This is a genomic window from Clostridium collagenovorans DSM 3089 (assembly GCF_900130005.1).
Lineage (GTDB): Bacteria > Bacillota > Clostridia > Clostridiales > Clostridiaceae > Clostridium_D > Clostridium_D collagenovorans.
In genome coordinates this window covers 174,237-188,938 of the sequence record NZ_FQXP01000008.1, presented here as the reverse complement: position 1 = coordinate 188,938, position 14,702 = coordinate 174,237, and the positions used below count along the sequence as shown (strand labels likewise).

At 27.4% G+C, this 14,702-nt stretch carries 14 protein-coding genes, 1 tRNA gene and 1 rRNA gene; 2 read left to right on the top strand and 14 right to left on the bottom strand.

The window, feature by feature from the left end; translation table 11 throughout:
• Positions 1 to 87: ribosomal RNA gene (locus tag BUA48_RS11275) — 16S ribosomal RNA — on the bottom strand; the annotation flags it as partial.
• A gap of 519 nt (positions 88 to 606) precedes the next feature.
• On the opposite strand from BUA48_RS11275, the gene BUA48_RS11270 reads away from it, so the two are divergent.
• Entirely contained in the window at positions 607 to 798 is a 192-nt protein-coding gene (locus BUA48_RS11270; RefSeq protein WP_072832161.1) for a hypothetical protein, read from the top strand.
• 163 nt (positions 799 to 961) lie between these two features.
• Here BUA48_RS11270 and sdaAB read toward each other — a convergent pair whose 3' ends face one another.
• The gene (gene sdaAB / locus BUA48_RS11265) at positions 962 to 1,663 is read right to left on the bottom strand and encodes an L-serine ammonia-lyase, iron-sulfur-dependent subunit beta (protein ID WP_072832160.1); all 702 of its coding nucleotides are present in this window, start codon (positions 1,661 to 1,663) and stop codon (positions 962 to 964) included.
• Between the two features lie 140 nt (positions 1,664 to 1,803).
• Complete coding sequence (locus tag BUA48_RS11260) at positions 1,804 to 2,082, bottom strand: hypothetical protein (protein WP_072832159.1); 279 nt, start codon at positions 2,080 to 2,082, stop codon at positions 1,804 to 1,806.
• A 177-nt stretch (positions 2,083 to 2,259) separates the two neighbouring features.
• Here BUA48_RS11260 and BUA48_RS11255 point away from each other — a divergent pair.
• Positions 2,260 to 2,347: transfer RNA gene (locus BUA48_RS11255), tRNA-Leu, on the top strand.
• Between the two features lie 498 nt (positions 2,348 to 2,845).
• Here BUA48_RS11255 and deoD read toward each other — a convergent pair.
• The 11 genes from deoD to BUA48_RS11200 all read right to left on the bottom strand — a co-directional run bounded on the left by deoD (position 2,846) and on the right by BUA48_RS11200 (position 14,629).
• Positions 2,846 to 3,550, bottom strand: coding sequence for a purine-nucleoside phosphorylase (gene deoD, locus BUA48_RS11250; protein WP_072832158.1), 705 nt, complete (start codon positions 3,548 to 3,550; stop codon positions 2,846 to 2,848).
• A 545-nt stretch (positions 3,551 to 4,095) separates the two neighbouring features.
• Positions 4,096 to 5,835: a sensor histidine kinase gene (locus BUA48_RS11245; RefSeq protein ID WP_178138978.1), complete on the bottom strand. Its 1,740-nt coding sequence runs from the start codon at positions 5,833 to 5,835 to the stop codon at positions 4,096 to 4,098.
• Between the two features lie 531 nt (positions 5,836 to 6,366).
• Complete coding sequence (rpsA, locus tag BUA48_RS11240; protein ID WP_072832156.1) at positions 6,367 to 7,536, bottom strand: 30S ribosomal protein S1; 1,170 nt, start codon at positions 7,534 to 7,536, stop codon at positions 6,367 to 6,369.
• A 252-nt stretch (positions 7,537 to 7,788) separates the two neighbouring features.
• The gene (gene aroQ / locus BUA48_RS11235; RefSeq protein WP_072832155.1) at positions 7,789 to 8,220 is read right to left on the bottom strand and encodes a type II 3-dehydroquinate dehydratase; all 432 of its coding nucleotides are present in this window, start codon (positions 8,218 to 8,220) and stop codon (positions 7,789 to 7,791) included.
• 2 nt (positions 8,221 to 8,222) lie between these two features.
• Positions 8,223 to 8,717 carry a shikimate kinase gene (locus tag BUA48_RS11230; protein ID WP_084666279.1) on the bottom strand — a complete coding sequence of 165 codons (495 nt, stop codon included), beginning with the start codon at positions 8,715 to 8,717 and terminating at the stop codon, positions 8,223 to 8,225.
• A 205-nt stretch (positions 8,718 to 8,922) separates the two neighbouring features.
• Complete coding sequence (gene aroE / locus BUA48_RS11225; RefSeq protein ID WP_178138977.1) at positions 8,923 to 9,741, bottom strand: shikimate dehydrogenase; 819 nt, start codon at positions 9,739 to 9,741, stop codon at positions 8,923 to 8,925.
• Positions 9,741 to 10,022, bottom strand: a complete 282-nt coding sequence (locus tag BUA48_RS11220) for a chorismate mutase (RefSeq protein WP_072832153.1) — start codon at positions 10,020 to 10,022, stop codon at positions 9,741 to 9,743. The genes aroE and BUA48_RS11220 overlap by 1 nt, the downstream gene beginning before the upstream one ends.
• A gap of 208 nt (positions 10,023 to 10,230) precedes the next feature.
• Positions 10,231 to 11,331: a chorismate synthase gene (gene aroC / locus BUA48_RS11215; RefSeq protein ID WP_072832152.1), complete on the bottom strand. Its 1,101-nt coding sequence runs from the start codon at positions 11,329 to 11,331 to the stop codon at positions 10,231 to 10,233.
• Positions 11,309 to 12,655, bottom strand: coding sequence for a 3-phosphoshikimate 1-carboxyvinyltransferase (aroA, locus tag BUA48_RS11210; protein ID WP_072832151.1), 1,347 nt, complete (start codon positions 12,653 to 12,655; stop codon positions 11,309 to 11,311). Before aroA ends, aroC begins: the two co-directional genes overlap by 23 nt.
• Positions 12,656 to 12,671: 16 nt before the next feature.
• Positions 12,672 to 13,736: a 3-dehydroquinate synthase gene (gene aroB / locus BUA48_RS11205; protein ID WP_072832150.1), complete on the bottom strand. Its 1,065-nt coding sequence runs from the start codon at positions 13,734 to 13,736 to the stop codon at positions 12,672 to 12,674.
• Positions 13,733 to 14,629 carry a prephenate dehydrogenase gene (locus tag BUA48_RS11200; protein ID WP_072832168.1) on the bottom strand — a complete coding sequence of 299 codons (897 nt, stop codon included), beginning with the start codon at positions 14,627 to 14,629 and terminating at the stop codon, positions 13,733 to 13,735. Before BUA48_RS11200 ends, aroB begins: the two co-directional genes overlap by 4 nt.
• Between the last annotated feature and the right edge of the window lie 73 nt (positions 14,630 to 14,702).

Below are 14,702 nucleotides of genomic sequence, written 5' to 3'. Positions count from 1 at the left end.
GTTCCCGAAGGAACTTCATCGCTCGACTTGCATGTGTTAAGCACGCCGCCAGCGTTCGTCCTGAGCCAGGATCAAACTCTCAATTTAAAAGTTTGATTACTCAGTATTCACTGACTACTTATCTTTCGATAAGATTTTATTTATTACTCAAAGCATTTTACGAGTTGTTTCTTTATTACTCTGTTTAATTTTCAAAGACCATGTTTTTCTTGTCGTTTCTCAGAAGCGACTTCCTTATAATATCAAACCTGATATCATTTGTCAACAACTTTTTTAAGTTTTTCGACTTAAGTTTTTGTTGTTTTTTCTCTGTGCCTCTCAGCGACAAGTAATATAATATCATAATAATCCTCTTATACATTTGAAGTTTTACCAATATGCTTAAATTATTTTTATATTTCTTTATTTTTCTCTTATTTTCTTTATTTTTCTAAGATTGACACACTAGGTTTTGTTTCCCTTATTTTATTAGCATATTTTCATTGTTTTAGTTAATACTATTAAAGTATTTATATTAAAACCATCTTTTATAGCATTTTAATTGTTTTAAATTTAGGATATTATGTCCGTTTATCTTATATTACATGTATAAAGGAGATGTAAATTATGTTTCAATCTAATACTTCTATACCTTACATAGAAGATAATAACTTTATTTCTACAGGATTTAATACTACTAATAATACAACTACTTCTATAGAAGAAGATAAAAGCACAAAAAACTCGGCTCATTCTTCTATTGCAAATACTTATGAATCTTCTATTAATGGATTACTACATAACCTTAAAAACTTTTAGAGTAAATTATTCATTTAATCTTATATAAATAAAAAAGACTATCTTTCTTAACTTTAGAAAATTCAATATATTTTGGATAAACTTTCTCTTAAATATATTAACCTAAAGTTATTGATAGTCTTTTTAGCTTCTATTTTAAAACTCTTTAAATATGTACCTGTACCTAATTCATCATTTTGTCATGTTCTCTTTTAGCTTTAGGAGTATTTATTATTTGTGCTGATAATACTTCATCTATTTTCTTTAACTTATCTGCTATTTCTTCTGAAATATATTCATCACATTCAACAATTAAAAAGGCTTCTTCTCCATGTGATCTTGTAGCCTTCATATTTGCTATGTTAATTCCGCCTTCTGCTATAACTTTTGTTACTTTACTTAATACTCCTTTTTTATCTAATTGTCTGATTAAAACTACACAGTATTCGCCTGTTAATTCTACTTCAAAACCGTTAATTTCATTTATAACAATATTTCCCCCACCAATAGAACATCCCATTATAACTGCATCCGTTCCATCATTCATGTGAAAGACTATTTTAACTGTATTAGGATGCTCAGCATTTTCTATTACAGTTGGTATAAATTCATATTTTATTCCTTGTTCTTCTGCAATCTTAAAAGCTACTCTAAGATTTTCGTCTTGAGGTTCCATTCCTAATATACCTGCTACTAATGCTTTATCAGTACCATGACCTCTATAAGTTTCAGCAAAGGAACCATGTAAATAGAAACTTACGCTTTTAAACTCAGAACCAACTATATCTCTAGCAACTTTACCTAATTTAGCTGCACCTGCAGTATGTGAACTTGATGGTCCAATCATTATAGGACCAAGTATGTCAAATGTACCATATTTTTTCATTTGTCAACATCCTTTCACCATTTAAAATTTATCGCCTTAACACTTCAAATCTTATCACATTTCTTTTGCTTTTTTAACTATTTTTTCGTTTTTTCTACAAATTTCTTGTTTTATTTTGCATTTTTCGACTTAGATGTTTTTTATTTAAAGTTTCTTTTTATATATATTAAATAAAAAAATAAAATAGAAGCTAACCAACTTATTATTATAAAGGTAAGTGAAGAAAATATTATTCCTAAACTTCCTATTGCTACATCAATTAATCCCTCCAAATTACACATCTCTATAAAGCCATCTTTTACTTCTGAGTTTTTATCCTTTAAAACTTCACTTAAAATTTTCTCTTTTTTTATTAATAAAGATATTAATCCTTCTGTGCATCCTATAACTATTAAAGCTATACCTAAAAACTTATACATGTCTGTCCCCTTTTTATCTGATTTCTTTCTTGAAAATAGGTCACAACATATATTATAATCTTTTTTTTAAAACTTACCTAGAAAAATAATTGAATATGAACCAATTAAATTATCCATTTTATATTGTTTTTATTTCTCTTATATGATATTATTGTATAGTAATTTAATTACTTTTTTGCCGAAGTGGTGGAACTGGCAGACGCGCTGGACTCAAAATCCAGTGGGCTAATTACCCGTGCGGGTTCGATTCCCGCCTCCGGCACCATAACACACTATTATAATGATAGTGTGTTTTTTATTTCTCTTTTTTCTTTATTAACCCTTATGTAATATATTTTTTTATTATTCTATAACTATTCTTAATGTAAGCTTTATCTTGATGTTCTCTTTATACTCTCATTAACATCCTTTCTATATATGTTATTCTCTCATATAATTACTATTCTTTCTTCTAACTTAATCTTTTTATACTTCTTATTCTTTCTTCTTATTTTATTTATATCTTTTTCTCCTTATAATTATAGTATTAATTTTTCTTATAATCTTATTACATTTTTCAATTCCTATTATTGTAGTTTATTATTTATTTGTAATATATATCTTACATTAAATAAACTTGAATCATATTTTATATTATAAAAAATTTACCCTATAATAAATTACCGTGTTGTAGATTCAATATTACAACGTATATATATATTTATATAAAAATAAGAGCTTACAATATTTTTATATAATATCATAAGCTCTTTTTTATATGTTATTATGCTTCAGCAGTCTCTAAAGCTAACTCTATCATTTGAGTAAATGTTGTTTGACGTTCTTCTGATGTAGTTTCTTCTCCTGTAATAATGTTATCACTTACTGTTAATAACATTAACGCTTTTCTTCTATATTTTGCTGCTAATGTATATAATGCTGCACCTTCCATTTCAAGTGCTAATACATTATATTTTGCCCATATTTTCCAAGCTTCAGGATCTTCATGGTAGAATAAGTCAGCAGATAGTACATTTCCTACTGCAACTTTCATATTTTTCTCTTGTGCTATTTGGTAAGCTCTATATACTAAATCAAAGCTTGCTGTTGGAGCAAAGTTTGCATTTCCAAATCTAATATTGTTTATATTAGAATCTGTTGATGCACTCATAGCTATAATTACGTCTCTTACTTGAATATCTTCTTGAATTGTTCCACATGTACCAATTCTAATGATATTTTCTACTCCGTAATCTCTAAATAACTCTTCTGCATATATAGACATAGATGGCATACCCATACCACTACCTTGAACTGATACTTTTTTACCTTTATAAGTTCCTGTATATCCATACATACCACGAACTGTGTTATAACAAACTGCATCTTCTAGCATAGTTTCTGCTATAAATTTAGCTCTTAACGGATCTCCTGGCATTAATACTGTTTTAGCAATTTCATTTTGTTTAGCACCTATATGTACACTCATTATAGTACCTCCTAAAGGATATTAATAATTATTATAGAATTTTCTATCTTTCTTCTTTAATATAAAGTTTATTGCTTTATTATAAAAAATATAACAACTATATATTTCCCTAGTATAAATAATATATTAATAATAATTCAATAAATAGTATGTACTATTTTCCTTATTAATATTGTATCTTCCTTATGCTTACATTATATTTTTTAAATTAAATACTCTTATAAAAAAATATATTCTAATTAACATCCTACATTCATATTAACTTCTATATTTATTATATAATGATAGTTAAATCTAGACATGCTGAAAATTATTAATTAGCATAAATCAATTACTATATGAATTAATTCATTAGAATTTCAATAAAATTTACACTAGATATAAGTAAACTTATTATATCATATCCTGTAGAGACTTCAATAAATTTTTGAATATTTTTTAAAATCATTAAATTAAAAAATGTTTTTTTATTTTTCAACCTTCAAATTTAGATATTTCAAAATAAAATCAGCTACTAAACATTACTACTTTAGTAGCTAATTTTATTAAAATTCAATATCTGAAAACTCCATTTCTGCTTTTTCTTCATTATTTTCATAGGCAAAAGTGTCAACAGCACATTCGCTTTCACTAATAATTTTCACTGGTAACTCAATAATAAATTCAGTGCCTATTCCAACAGCACTATCTACTTGAATTGTTCCTCCATGTAAATTCACCAAATATTCAACAATAGATAATCCTATTCCACTACCTTCTTTTTTTCTATTGTATAGCTTGTCTACTTGTCTAAATCTCTCAAATATAATTTTTTGTTTTTCTAAAGGTATACCAAATCCACTATCCTTTACTACTATGATAACGAATTCTTCTTTATTTTTTATATTTATCTCTATTGTATCTCCAAAGGTGGAAAATTTAAAAGCATTGGATATTAAATTTAGTATTATACGCTCAATTTTTCCTTTGTCTATAGCCATAACTAATTCTTCTACTTCTGTGTCAAAAATTATTTTTCTATCTATTCTTTCTGCATATGGAGCAGAACAATCTATCATTCCTTCTACTACATCCACTATGTTATAGTTTCCTAAGTTTAAATTTATTAAACCACTATCTATTCTAGTTATATAAATTATGTTGTTTACTATTCTTAACAACCTATATCCATTTTGTCTCATTGTTGAAAAGTATCTATCAACCTTTAATTTTTCTTTGGAGTTTAATTCTTTTCCTATATATAGTTTTAGAACTTGAATAGTTGAAAATAATACATTTAAAGGAGTCTTTAATTCATGTGATACATTAGAGAAAAACTCATTTCTTAAATTATCATATGCCTCAGCCTCTTGTGCTAACCTCCTATTTTCATCCATCAAATAATTAAACTTCCCTTCTACCTCTTCAATTACATCTTCAGCTATATTTTCCTTTTTATCACCTTTACAAGAATCTATTTTTGTAGCACAACATTCACCTATTGAAGAATACTTGCTTACCTTATATTTAAAGTATGTTATTATCAATATCATTATAATTATCAGTACAAGTACACATACAAGTTGACACATTTTTGAAAGAACATCTAAAATATCTATAATTTGATAATAATTAACTCCTACTGCAACCTTAAAATCAGTTCCCTTTATTTCCTTGTAGGCTATAGCCTTATATCTTATATTATTAGAATAAATTTCTGAACCATCACTTTTATGACTACCTGAATTTATAATATTTTCATAATCATTTTTCATCTGCAATGAATGATGTCCTGTACCATTCATATACTCAGCGTGAGAGTTATATATAATTTTCCCCTCATTATTGGTTAAGCAATAAAACTTTCTAGCAATGAATTTAGGATCCATATATTGCTCAAAAAACTTATTAAGGTCTAATTCAATTACAGCAAACTTACTCATTTTATCTTCTATAGAAACAATAGCTTTTATAATAAATATACTATTATCCTGTAATCCACTTACTATAACTTCCTTATCTTTACTTTTATGATAATTTTTTAATTTTTCATAGTTCTCAGCTATATTAAGATTATTTCCTTTTTTTGTCTTTAAATTGTAACTCTGCTCTTGATCTACAATATAAGCATTACTTATATAATCTACCTTTAATAACTCTTCTACTTCTAAGGCAGCTTCATCATACTGATGATTTTTAATGCTATTAAGATTAGAAAAAGTACTTGTTATTGCTTTATTATTTTCTAAAACACTTCCTAAGTCATAAGCTATTTGTTGAACAGCTTCACTTGCATTCTTATTCATATAATCTATACTCTTATTATTAATTTTTATATATATATACGAAGTTGTAAATATAATAATCATTAATAAAAAAACAAAAACACTCAAAAAATGCAATGGTTTTATTTTCTTCATCAATTTAATTACTCTCCTTCAGCATAAATATTACATATAGCATCAATATTTCTTATTTTTCAAGGTAAATTTTAGCATATTAATATGTTATTTTCAATTAAAAGCATTTTTACATGTTTTTCTCTTTTTTTATATTTTTAACTTATATTAATTAATTTATTTTAATTCTATCAAAAATAGCATTCCATTTTGTATGTTTTTGTATTTTTTTTGAATATAATAGAGATTTTTTTCCTTCTTTATAAAAACTTTGTTCCTAATTGTTTTAATTTGTTTTATATTTTTTTCCGATTTCTCCCTTTAATTTTATATTTCACAAACTTTTTCCTTCATATTTCGATTTTAATTTTTCCTATAAAAAAAGTTCTTGTCATAAATATCATTATATATTTACAACAAGAACTTTAACTCTTTTTATTATTTTAAATCTAATTTACCTAATTTCTCTTTAAATAAGTCCGCTAAAGTTCCCATTGAATCATTATCATCAACAAATTCTGATAAATCCTCAACTGGTCTCTCTATAGCTTCTTTTATACTTAAAGAAATTTTTTGATTCTCTTCACTTACTTGTAAAACCTTAACCTTAACTTTATCCCCTACATTTAGAACATTTGATACTTTTGCTACTGGTTCTTCTTCTATTTGAGATATATGAACTAATCCCTTTACAGTAGGTTCTAATTCAACTAAAGCTCCAAAATCTAAAATCTTAACAACTGTTCCTTCATGTACACTTCCTTTAGCGTACTTGTTTTCAATATTGTTCCATGGATTATCTTTAGCTTCTTTTAGTGTTAAAGCTATCTTTTTACTTTCCTTATCTACATCTATTACATATACTTCAACAGCATCTCCAACAGAAACGACCTCTGATGCATCCTTTACTTTTCTCCATGAAAGTTCTGATAGATGAATTAATCCTTCAATACCGTCTAAATCTACAAAGGCACCAAACTTAGCTATTCTAGTAACTACACCATGTTTTTTATCACCTTTATTAATAGATTCTAAAGCGCTGTTTTTCTTAGCCTCTACCTCCGCTGCTTCTACTTCTCTTCTTGATAAAACTATTTTTTTCTTTTCTTTATCAAATTCTATTATTTTAACCTTAAGGTCTTTACTTACAAATTCATTTAAATCTTTAACGAATCTAACTGACAACTGAGATGCTGGAATAAATGCTCTTTCTCCCTTTATTTCAGTTATTACTCCACCTTTAACAACTTCTTTTACTTTTACTTCAAAAATCTCTTTAGAATTATATAGCTCTTGAAGTTCTTTCCAAGTATTTATTGAATCAATTCTTTTCTTAGACAATGTAACTTCATTTTCAGAAGTATTTACATGTAAAACTAATAATTCTAGTTCTTCATCTTCCTTAAATATGTCCTTTAACTCTACATTATCATTTATGTTTATTTCAGTTCTTGGTAATATACCATCAAACATACTACCAGTGCTAACTATAAGTTCATTATCTCTTACTGAAACTATTTTACACTTAACTATTTGTCCTTTACGTACACTTTTCATAGAAGCTTCCACTTCATTTAACATATCTTCCATTGAAAGTTCTTTATTCATGCCAATACAACTCCTTTTAGTTTTTTAACTTAAAGATTTCAGCACACTTACAAAGTTATATTATATAAGTTAATTATAAATACTTTTAGTTAATTCAACTAATTACTACCACTTATATATGTAGTAACTTATTATCTTATAAAATAACATATTAAATCACTTGCTTAATACTAATATACCTTTATTAAAAGTTGCCATTACTACTTATTATACAACATATTGTACTACTATAATAAATATATTATACAAATTTTACACATTATTTTCTTTTAATGCCATAAGAGCCATAGTATATCCGTATGCTCCAAATCCACAAATTTGTCCTATACAAGCTGGAGCTGTAACTGATACCCTTCTAAATTCCTCTCTTGAATGTATATTACTTAAATGTACTTCAACAGTTGGTAAGTTCACTGCTTTTAATGCATCATATATTGCTATGCTGTAGTGAGTATATGCCCCTGGGTTTATTACAATTCCATCAAAGCTCCCTAAAGCCTCCTGAATATAATTAATTATTTCCCCTTCTATATTGCTTTGCTTTATTTCTATTTCAAGACCTAAGTTCTTTGATACTTCTTGTAAATTATCACATATTGATTTGTAGCTTTCTTTCCCGTAAATATTTTTTTCTCTTATACCTAACATATTTAAATTAGGCCCATTTATAACTAATACTTTCATCTTTATTTACTCCTTTTAATAATTTCTTCAATGACTTCATTGATACTACTATTATTTATAATTCTATCATTACAATATTTCATATATAGATCATATCTTTCATTATATAAATTATATATTCTATCCTTCTTATCTTTTAAAAGAGGTCTACTATCTGTATCAAGGTCACTTAGTATATCTTCTATAGGTCTATCAACAAAAAATATAACCCCATTTTCTTTTAATGCTTCTATATTAGCTTTTCTTTTTATAACTCCTCCACCTGTTGATATTACTATACCTTGCTTTAAAGCTACTTCTTTAACATATTTTTCTTCAATATCTCTAAAATGTTCTTCACCTTTATCAAATATCCTACTTATTGATGTATTTTCTTGTTTTTCAATATACTCATCTATATCACAGAACTCATAGTTTATTTTTTCTGAAAGCATCTTACCTATAGTGGTTTTTCCACAACCAGGCATACCTATTAATACTATATTACTTTTCAACATAATTCCCTCACCTATAATACTACCTTATATTTTTTTACTATTATATAAGTTCCACTTGCACTTATATGGTATTACTCTTATTTTATTCTATATCAATAATATTAACTATTTTGCTTCTCTACTGATATGTTTCTCTAATTAAAGTTTTAAGAGGTACTTATAAAAAATGTGAGAGCACTTTTAAAGCATCTCCCACAATAATTCTTTATCTTCCTATAAGTTTTTCGATTTCATTATTTATAGGCTCTATTATTTTATAATCTATATCCATGTCATTCCAAAACTCTTGTGCTTTAACAGCTTGTGCAACTAACATGTATAATCCATTTATAGAAACTAAGCCTTCTTCCTTAGCTTCTTTTAAAAATAACGTTTCTAAAGGATTATATATAATATCCACTGCTACTTTGAAAGCTTTTAAAATCTCTTTATTTACTGGAGACTTATCCACCTTTGGATACATTCCAACTGGTGTGCAATTTATAATAATTGAAAAATCCTTCAATTCTTTAATTTCATTATATGATATTATTTTATAATTAGGATATTTACTCTTAGCTTCTTCTATATTTCTAGTTGCAAATACAACCTCTTCTATTCCATTATCAATTAAGTACTGCACAACAGCCTTTGATGCGCCACCTGTACCTAATATTAATGCTTTTTCACCCTTTATATTCACATTAAATTTATCTAAAGTCATACCAAAACCATAGTAATCACTATTGTATCCTATTGCTTTTCCGTCCTTAAGTGCAACTACATTTACAGCTCCTATTTTTTTAGCCTCTTCCGAAATTTCATCTAGCTGAGCCATTATATCAACTTTATATGGAATTGTTACAGTTATACCCTTTGATCCTAAGGTCTTTAAACTCAATATAGTATTATGAAAATCTTCTTTTTTTATTTCAAAGACATCAAAATTCCCTTCAACACCTATATTATCAAAAATTAATTCATGAATTTGAGGAGAAAATGTATGCCCTAATTTCTCTCCTATAATTCCAAAAAATTTCTTCACTATAACTCCTCCCCTTTTATGAACTTATCCTGTAATTCCTTACTTACATTCATAAGTTCATACATGAACTTTTCAAAATACTCTCCAAGGTTTTCATTACTTAAATATCTTTTATTTTTCTCTATTACTTCATCTTCTCTTTTGGCATTTAAAATAGGTAGATTATTACTCAACTTATATTTAGCTACATCTACAGATAGTTGCATCCTTTTTTCGAAAAGTCTTACTAATTCTTTATCTATTGCGTCAATTTCCTCTCTACACTTTTCTAAATCTTTCATAAATCAATTCCCCTTATCTTCTTCTATTTAATTATACATCTTTTTACTTAAATTCAAAATCTGTCTTTTATTTAACTTTTACTTAAGTTCAAAATTTATATATAAGCTTCAATCCCTATTATAAATATATAGTTATATCTTCATTCATACTATGAAGTTCCTATACTATATTTAATCTTAGCTTATTTTCAATCCCTCTTAAATTGCACTAATTAAAATTTACTTCTTTCAATCTATCAATAAATAAATCTAACATTACCAATGCTGTTACTGACTCAATAACTGGTATTGCTCTAGAAATTATACATGGATCATGTCTTCCCTTTACTTCTAAAGTTGTTTCAGTCATAGTTCCAATATCAACAGTTTCTTGAAGTTTGGATATTGATGGAGTAGGTTTTATTGCAACCTTAAATATTATAGGCATTCCATTAGTTATTCCCCCTAATATCCCTCCATTTTTATTGGATTTAGTTTTCACCTTTTTATTTTCAATTACATAAGCATCATTTGATTCCGATCCTTTAAGGCATGCCATATTGAATCCGTCTCCGAACTCAACTCCCTTAACTGCCGGTACTGAAAATAAAATTTGTGATAATCTACTTTCCACAGAGTCAAAGAAGGGTGCGCCTAAACCTTTTCCAGGATTCAATACCATAAGTTCAATTACTCCCCCTACAGAATCCCCCTCTTCTCTAGCTTTTATAATAATTTCTTCCATATCATCTTTTACTACTTTATTTAAAAGAGGTAAACTTTCTTCCTTTAAAGATAGTAGCTCTTCTTTATTAATACCTAGCTCATTAAAACTAGTATCTTCTATATTATATATAGATTTAATATGAGCACCTATGAACATATCTTTTTTCTCTAATATTTGTTTTGCTATGGCTCCAGCAAAAACTAAGGGTGCAGTAATTCTTCCTGAAAAATACCCTCCACCTCTATAATCATTAAAACCAAAGTATTTTACATTACCAGTGTAATCTCCGTGTCCTGGTCTCATTATATCTTTAAATAAGGAATAATCCTTTGACTTAGTATTTGTATTTTTTATTATAAAGCTCAAAGGTGTTCCTGTAGTTTTTTCTTCAAAATATCCACTTAATATTTCAACCTCATCAGCTTCTTTTCTAGGAGTACTTAGATTATTGTTTCCTGGTGCCCTTCTAGCCATTTCTTTTTTTATAAATTCTACATCAAGCTTTATTCCTGCAGGTATACCGTCAATGACACCACCTATAGCTGCTCCATGAGATTCTCCAAAAATAGTTAACTTTATATTATTCCCCCATGTTGTGCTCACTAATATCCCCTCCTAACTTTGCAAAGTCATCCCAAAATCTTGGGTAAGATTTATCTACAACTGTACTATTTTCTATAATAACTTCTTCTTCACATTTAATAGAAGCAATTGCTAAAGCCATAGCGATTCTATGATCATTCCAGCTATTAACTCTTCCTCCTTTTAAAGTTTTCTTTCCTTTAATTATTAATCCATCTTCAGTTTCACTAACCTCTGCCCCTAATTTATTTAATTCTGTACACATAGCCTTAAGTCTATCAGATTCTTTTATTCTAAGTCTTTCAGCCTTTATTATTCTTGTTTCACCTTCACTTAAAGCTGCTAAAACTGATACTATTGGTACTAAATCCGGACATTGTGAAGCATCTATAACCGCACCTTTAGTCTCACATTTACTAGTTATAACTGATTTATTATTTTCATCATCTTTTACTATATATTTCCCCTTCATTTTATTTATTATATCTAGTATTTCCTTATCTCCTTGAAGAGATTTTATGTCTAAATCTAAAACTGATATTTCTCCACTTAATAATCCACCAACTAAGAAGAATGCTCCCTGTGAAAAATCTCCTTCTACTCTGTAGTTTCTTGATTTATATTCTTGATTTCCCTTAATAATAAATTCCCTATAATCCTTGTTTTCGATTTTAATAGAAAATTTATTAAGCATACTTAAGGTTAAATCTATGTAGCCCTTAGACTCAAGCTCTGTAGTTATAATTATCTTAGAATCTCCATCTAATAGGGGTAATGTAAATAATAAACCTGATATAAATTGAGAACTAATATTTCCTTTAACTTCATATTCACCTGCTTTTAAAGAACCATTTACCTCTAAGGGTAATTGCCCATTATTAGTAGAATACTTTATTCCTTGATTTTCAAATATATCGTAGTAAGTTTTTAATGGTCTTTCAACCAACTTTCCTTTTCCTATAAATTCTAAAGCTTTATCTAAAGTCATTGCTATAGGTATTAAAAATCTCAATGTTGAGCCAGATTCATTACATTGAATAACTATCTTGTCTTCACATTTTCTAGAATTTATATCTTTATTTTTTATATTTTCATTGAATTTACATCCATCTACTGATAACTTTTGTAAGGCTGAAAACTCCTCACTTATATTAACTATTTCTACACCTATAGCTCTTAAAGCTTCTGATGTTGCTATTATATCCTTAGAAAATTCAACATTATCTATTATACTTTTTCCATTACTTAATCCTGAACAAATTAAAGCTCTATGGCTCATACTTTTAGATGGTGGAATTGTTACCTTTCCACTTAAAGACTTTGGAAGTATTCTAATTTCTTTCATTGGCTCACCCATCCTTTTAATAAATGTATTTTCCTATCTCATTATTATCTATACTTTTTATAAAAGACACACCTATTTCTTCTAATAAAATTAAGTTCATCTTATTTCCTATATTCTTTTTATCTAAAGTTGTAGATTCAACTATTTCTTTCATATCTATATTATCTAAGTTATATTCTAAATTGTACTTACTTAGTATCTCTTTTATTTTATTACTTGTTCCTAACTGTGTTATTCCTAGTTCTTCACTATTTTTTGTAATCATATACATACCCATTGCCACAGCTTCCCCATGAGTATACTTAGAATAATCAAAGTACTTTTCTATACCATGTCCTATGGTATGTCCAAAGTTTAATATCATTCTTAAACCTTTGTCCTTTTCATCTTCTTGTACTACTTTTCTTTTTATATCACAGCACTTAAAAACTATTTCATCTATATTATTTAATAATTCCTCTTCATCCTTAAATTCCATCAATCTTGAAAATAATTCTTTAGAGCTTATACATCCATACTTAATAACCTCAGCCATTCCATCCCATAAAAATCTTTTATCTAAGGTTTTTAATAGTTCCGTATCTATAAGCACAAATTCAGGGTGATAAAAACTACCCACTAAATTCTTTCCTCTTTCTAAGTCTATTGCAACCTTCCCCCCAACACTACTATCTATTTGTGCTAAAAGTGAGGTTGGCACTTGAACAAAGGGAACTCCTCTTAAAAATGTTGATGCTGCAAAACCACAAAGGTCTCCTACAACTCCTCCACCAAAGGCAATAATTAAATCACTTCTTGTAAGCTTAAAGTCTAAGAATCCATTATAAAGTTCTTGTAAAACTCCAAAGGATTTGCTTTTTTCTCCCGCTGCTACAACTATTAACTTAACCTCAAAACCATCTTTCTCTAGATTTTTCTTGACTCTTTCTCCATATATTGAGTTTAAGTTTTCATCGGTTACTATAGCTAATTTAGTACCCTTATAAAACTCCTTAATTCTCTCTCCTAATGTATCTATTAAATTCTTTCCTATAACTATAGGGTAGGATTTATCCTTTAGTACAACATCTAATTTCTTCACTTATTTATCTCCTCTCTTCTTATATTAGCTTTTTTAATAACTTCCTTTAATCCATCAAGGTCCTTATTCACTAATAATTCTCTGAAAAATTCTATATCCTCTCTAAACATATCTAATTCTTCTATCAAATTCTTACTATTACTTAAGAATAACTGAGACCATAAGTCAAAGTTTAAATTAGCTACCCTTGTTGCACCCTTGAAACTTCTACCTATGCAAGCTACTTCTTCTTCTAAATTTTTGCTATTTGCTAAACTAATAGCTATTACATGTGGTAAATGACTTGTAAAAGCTATAGTTTTGTCATGTTCCTTAGAATCCATTATTCTTATATTTCTAAAACCTATTTTTAAAATTATATCTTGTATTATATCAAGATTTTTTGCTTTATTTTTAGTAGTAGGGATTAATATATATTCGCTATCCTTAAATAGCTCTTCATCTGAAAAGTGAAAACCTCTAAATTCGTTGCCTGCCATAGGATGTCCTGCTATAAAGTCTACATCTTTTTTAATGAAAGAGTTCACTTCTTCTATTACCCATCCCTTTACCCCTACAACATCTGTAATAATAGATTCCTTTTTTAAACTTTCATTATTCTCTTTTAAAAACCTAACTGTATCTTGAGGATATAAACACATTATTATTATATCAGATTCTTTGAGAACCTTTTTAAAACTTCCTTTATTAAAATCAGATTTTAAATTAACAGAGTCATCAACATTAAATCCCTCGTCTATAACTCCTAATTCCTTAGCTTCTTTTAAACTTTCTTCACTTTTGTCTATAGCCCATATTTTATTAGGTTTTATAAATTTTCTTAAAGCTTTAGCATAAGAACCGCCTATTAACCCTAGTCCAACTATAGTTATATTAAGATTTTCACTTTTCATAGCCTCTTTTAGCAATATAATATGTTTTACACATTATACCTACTAAATCCTCCCCTCTTACTAAATAAACTTT

What these genes read in the sequence shown, in the direction of transcription:
- BUA48_RS11200 (WP_072832168.1), bottom strand. Translation starts at nt 14,629, where the DNA reads ATGAAAAGTGAAAATCTTAATATAACTATAGTTGGACTAGGGTTAATA.
- BUA48_RS11245 (WP_178138978.1), bottom strand. Translation starts at nt 5,835, where the DNA reads ATGAATAAGAATGCAAGTGAAGCTGTTCAACAAATAGCTTATGACTTA.
- aroQ (WP_072832155.1), bottom strand. Translation starts at nt 8,220, where the DNA reads ATGAAAGTATTAGTTATAAATGGGCCTAATTTAAATATGTTAGGTATA.
- deoD (WP_072832158.1), bottom strand. Translation starts at nt 3,550, where the DNA reads ATGAGTGTACATATAGGTGCTAAACAAAATGAAATTGCTAAAACAGTA.
- BUA48_RS11230 (WP_084666279.1), bottom strand. Translation starts at nt 8,717, where the DNA reads ATGTTGAAAAGTAATATAGTATTAATAGGTATGCCTGGTTGTGGAAAA.
- aroA (WP_072832151.1), bottom strand. Translation starts at nt 12,655, where the DNA reads ATGAAAGAAATTAGAATACTTCCAAAGTCTTTAAGTGGAAAGGTAACA.
- sdaAB (WP_072832160.1), bottom strand. Translation starts at nt 1,663, where the DNA reads ATGAAAAAATATGGTACATTTGACATACTTGGTCCTATAATGATTGGA.
- BUA48_RS11270 (WP_072832161.1), top strand. Translation starts at nt 607, where the DNA reads ATGTTTCAATCTAATACTTCTATACCTTACATAGAAGATAATAACTTT.
- rpsA (WP_072832156.1), bottom strand. Translation starts at nt 7,536, where the DNA reads ATGAATAAAGAACTTTCAATGGAAGATATGTTAAATGAAGTGGAAGCT.
- BUA48_RS11220 (WP_072832153.1), bottom strand. Translation starts at nt 10,022, where the DNA reads ATGAAAGATTTAGAAAAGTGTAGAGAGGAAATTGACGCAATAGATAAA.
- BUA48_RS11260 (WP_072832159.1), bottom strand. Translation starts at nt 2,082, where the DNA reads ATGTATAAGTTTTTAGGTATAGCTTTAATAGTTATAGGATGCACAGAA.